The organism is Streptomyces sp. UH6, from assembly GCF_013421635.1.
Classification (GTDB): domain Bacteria; phylum Actinomycetota; class Actinomycetes; order Streptomycetales; family Streptomycetaceae; genus Streptomyces; species Streptomyces abyssomicinicus.
Genome location: NZ_JACADT010000525.1, coordinates 1 through 3,970 on the forward strand (window position 1 = coordinate 1; position 3,970 = coordinate 3,970).

Here is a 3,970-nt window from a genome sequence, read left to right on the forward strand (position 1 = left end):
GCACCACCGGTGAGAGGAGCTTCACGTGACATCGTCGACGTCGGCGTCCGGCGGACGGCCCCCGGCCGGGAACCCCGGGGACACGGCCGGGGACGGGCGGGACCCCAACCGGTGGCGCGCGCTGTGGGTGACACTGGTCGCCGGGTTCATGAGCCTGCTCGACGTGACGATCGTCGCCGTGGCTCTGCCCACCATCCAGCGCGACCTCGACGCGAGTCCGGCCGAGGTGCAGTGGGTGGTCTCCGGCTACGCCCTCACCTTCGCCCTCGCGCTGGTGACGGCCGGCCGGCTGGGCGACGCGCTCAACCGGCGGCGGATCTTCCTGCTGGCGCTGAGCGCCTTCGTGCTGTGCAGCGCCCTCGCCGGGGCCGCCCCGAGCAGCACCTGGCTGGTGGTGGCGCGACTCGCCCAGGGCCTCGCGGCGGGCTGCATGGCACCGCAGAACTCGGCGTTGATCCAGCAGATGTTCCGTGGGCCGGAACGCGGCCGCGCCTTCGGCTTCTTCGGCGCGACCGTCGGCATCTCCAGCGCGGTCGGCCCGATCACCGGCGGTCTGATCCTGGCGCTGGCGTCCGGGGACGAGGGCTGGCGCTGGGTCTTCTACGTCAACGTCCCCATCGGTGTGCTCGCCGTGCTGCTGGGCCGCCGGCTGCTCCCCCGGACCCGGCCCAGCGGCAAGGGCGAGGTGGACGTCCCCGGCGTGCTGCTGCTCGGCGCGGGCGTACTCGCGCTGATGCTGCCGCTGGTGCAGGCGGAGGCCGGCGGCCTGGGCCGGCTGTGGTGGCTGTTCCTGGTCGGCGCCCTGCTGCTCGGCGTGTTCACCCTCTGGCAGCGCCGGGTCCTGGCCCGCGGGCGGCAGCCCCTGCTGGACCTTCGGCTGTTCACGCAGACCCGCGGCTACGCCGTCGGCGCGGGCGTCGGCACCCTCTACTTCGTCGGCTTCAGCGGCGTCTGGCTGGTCTTCGCCCTCTTCTTCCAGCACGGGCTGGGCTACTCGCCGCTCCGGTCCGGCCTGGCCGTCACCCCGTTCGCCGTCGGTTCGGCGGCCGCGGCCGTGGTGTCGGGGCGGCTGGTGGACCGGCTGGGGCGGCTGCTGACGGTGTGGGGGCTGAGCGGGGTGATCATCGGCATGAGCGCCACCGCGCTGGTGCTGCGCTTCGCGCCGGAGTCCGCGGCGACCTGGCTCGCCGCGCCCGCCCTGTTCGTGGCGGGGGTCGGCAGCGGCTCCGTCATCTCCCCCAACATCACCATGACCCTGCGCGACGTCCCGGTACGGATGGCCGGAGCGGCGGGCGGCGCGCTGCAGACCGGGCAACGGCTCGGCGCGGCGGTGGGCACGGCCGCGCTGCCGGGTCTCTTCTACCTGATCCTGGCCGGGGACGACGACAACTTCCGCAACGCGCTGGCGATCTCGCTGGGCGCGGCGCTCGTCGGCATGACCGCGGCGTTCTGTCTGGCCGTGGCCGACTGGCGGCGGGACCGGGGCATCCGCGGGCAGCGCCCGGGCGGTGCCGCTAAGGCCGCGGGGGACCCCGTGCGCGCGGACCGGTCACGGGCCGGCCGGACCTGAGCCGGCCGGACGGGGGCGCCGCACGGTCCCGTCCGGCCGGTCGCAGGAACGCGGGCCGCCCCTCGGAAGGGACGGCCCGCGGTCAGGACCGGACTAGCTCACCGACACGGCGGTGTCGTCGATCACGAAGCTGGTCTGCAGGGAGGAGTCCTCCACCCCGTTGAACTTCAGGGTGACCGTCTGTCCGGCCAGCGCGGACAGGTCGAAGGACTTCTGGACGTATCCGGTGGCCGCGTTGAGGTTGCTGTACGTGGCCAGCGTGGTCGACCCGGCGGTGACCGTCAGCTTGTCGTACTGGGTGCTGGAGGTCGTCTCGTCGGTGTCGATGTGCAGCCAGAAGGAGAAGGTCGCCTTGCAGCCGCTGGGAATGGTCACCGACTGCGACAGCGTGTCCGTGTGGCTGCTGCCGTAGCCGTCGAGCCACGCCTTGTACGAGCCGGTGCGCGCCGCCTGGCCGGTGTCGGTGGTGATCACGCCGCTGGTGGCGGTCCAGGAGGAGCTGCCCGACTCGAAGCCCGCGTTGCCGAGCAGTTGCTGGGCGGTGCAGCCGCTGCCGGGGGCGGAGACGGTCCAGGTGAAGGAGGCCGTGCCGGTCTGGCCGGCGCTGTCCCGGACGGTGACCGTGGTGCTGGAGGTTCCCGCGGTGGTCGGCGTGCCGGAGATCAGGCCGGTGGAGGAGTTGATGCCCAGCCCGGCCGGCAGCCCGGTCGCGCTGTAGGTCAGGGCGCCCGCGTTGCCGCTGGACGCGCTGATCTGGAGGCTGACGGCGGTGCCGACGGTGGCGGTGCGGTTGCCCGGGTTGGTGACGGTGACACCGGTGCCGGGCACGGGGAGGTGCGCGCCGACCCCGATGGCCGCGAAGGCGTTGCCGACGCCCGCGTACTGGGCGGAGCTCGCGCCGTAGAGCGCGGAGGCGGCGTTCAGCGCGGCGGTACGGGCGCCCGCGTAGTTGGTGCTGGACGTCATGTAGGTCGTCAGCGCCTTGTACCAGATCTGCAGGGCGGCCTCGCGGCCGATGCCCTGGACGGCGATGCCGTCCGTGGTGGGGCTGTTGTAGGTGACGCCGTTGATCGTCTTGGTGCCGCTGCCCTCGGCGAGCAGGTAGAACATGTGGTTGGCGGGGCCGGACGAGTAGTGGACGTCGATGCTGCCGATGCCCGAGTACCAGTAGTCCTTGGAGCCGCCGTCCTTGCTCGGCTTGTCCATGTAGCGCAGCGGGGTGCCGTCGCCGTTGATGTCGATCTTCTCGCCGACCAGGTAGTCGCCCACGTCGGCGGCGTTGCCCGCGGCGAACTCCGCGCCGGCCGCGAAGATGTCGGAGGTCGCCTCGTTGAGGCCGCCGGACTCGCCGCTGTAGGTGAGGTTGGCGGTGACCGAGGTGACGCCGTGGGTCATCTCGTGGGCGGCGACGTCGAGCGAGGTCAGCGGGTGGGTGTTGCCCGAGCCGTCGCCGTAGGTCATGCAGAAGCAGCTGTCGTCCCAGAACGCGTTGACGTACGCGTTGCCGTAGTGGACCCGTGAGTAGGCGCCCTGGCCGTTGTTCTCGATGCCGCTGCGGTTGAAGGTGTTCTTGTAGAAGTCCCAGGTGACCTGGGCTCCGTAGGCGGCGTCCACGGCGGCGGTCTGGTCGGTCGACGAGCTGGAGGCGGTGCCGGTGCCCCAGGTGTCGTCGGCGTCGGTGAAGAGGGTGCCGGTTCCGGAGGTGGAGCGGGCCAGGTTGTACGTCTTGTGGCTGCCGCGGGTGGTGTCGGTCAGCTGGTACGTGGACCCGGACAGGGTGGTCCCCAGGGTGACCGTGCCGCTGTAGAGGCTCTTGCCGGTGCCGGTCTTGATGTCCTCGGACTCGTGCAGCTTCTCGCCCGTCAGGGCGTCGGTGACGACCCGCAGGCGGCTGGGGGTGCCGTCGTGCTGGACGCCCTCGACGAGGGTCTCCCAGGCGAGACGGGGCGTTCCCTGGCCCGCCCAGACGACCTTGCGGGTGCTGTCCGCCCGCGGGGCCGCCGCGTCCTCGTCGGCCCCGGCCACGTGCGCCACGGCGGCCTTGACCGCCTTCGCCTCGGCGTCGGCCTTCGCCAGCTTCCCGGTGGTGGAGTCCACGGCTATGGTGCGCCGGGTGTTGAAGGTGGCGCTCAGTCCCTCGCCCTTGCCGGTGTCCGGCGCGGCGTGGACGACCAGGTCGCCGCCGAGGACCGGCAGACCGGCGTAGGTCCGCTCGTAACGGGTGTGCACCGTCCCGTCGTTGTCCCGGACGACATCCTTGACCAGGAGCTTCTCCTTGCCGCCGAGCTTGAGCTTCTTGGCGTGGCCGTCCGCCTTCGACTCGGCGTTCTTGATCAGCGTGGTGCGCTCGGTGGCCGTGATGTCGGCGGCGAGCGCGCCGGCGCGCAGCGGGGTGGCCTT

General features: G+C 72.3%; 2 protein-coding genes. One reads left to right on the forward strand and one right to left on the reverse strand.

Going from position 1 to position 3,970, the window contains the following annotated elements; all coding sequences use genetic code 11:
* Positions 1–25: 25 nt before the first annotated feature.
* Complete coding sequence (locus HW445_RS21265) at positions 26–1,570, forward strand: MFS transporter (RefSeq protein WP_180222577.1); 1,545 nt, start codon at positions 26–28, stop codon at positions 1,568–1,570.
* Positions 1,571–1,663: 93 nt separating this feature from the next.
* Here the strand turns inward: HW445_RS21265 and HW445_RS21270 are convergent.
* Positions 1,664–3,970 (reverse strand): M4 family metallopeptidase (locus tag HW445_RS21270; protein WP_180222578.1); only part of this gene is annotated, 2,307 nt, incomplete at its 5' end.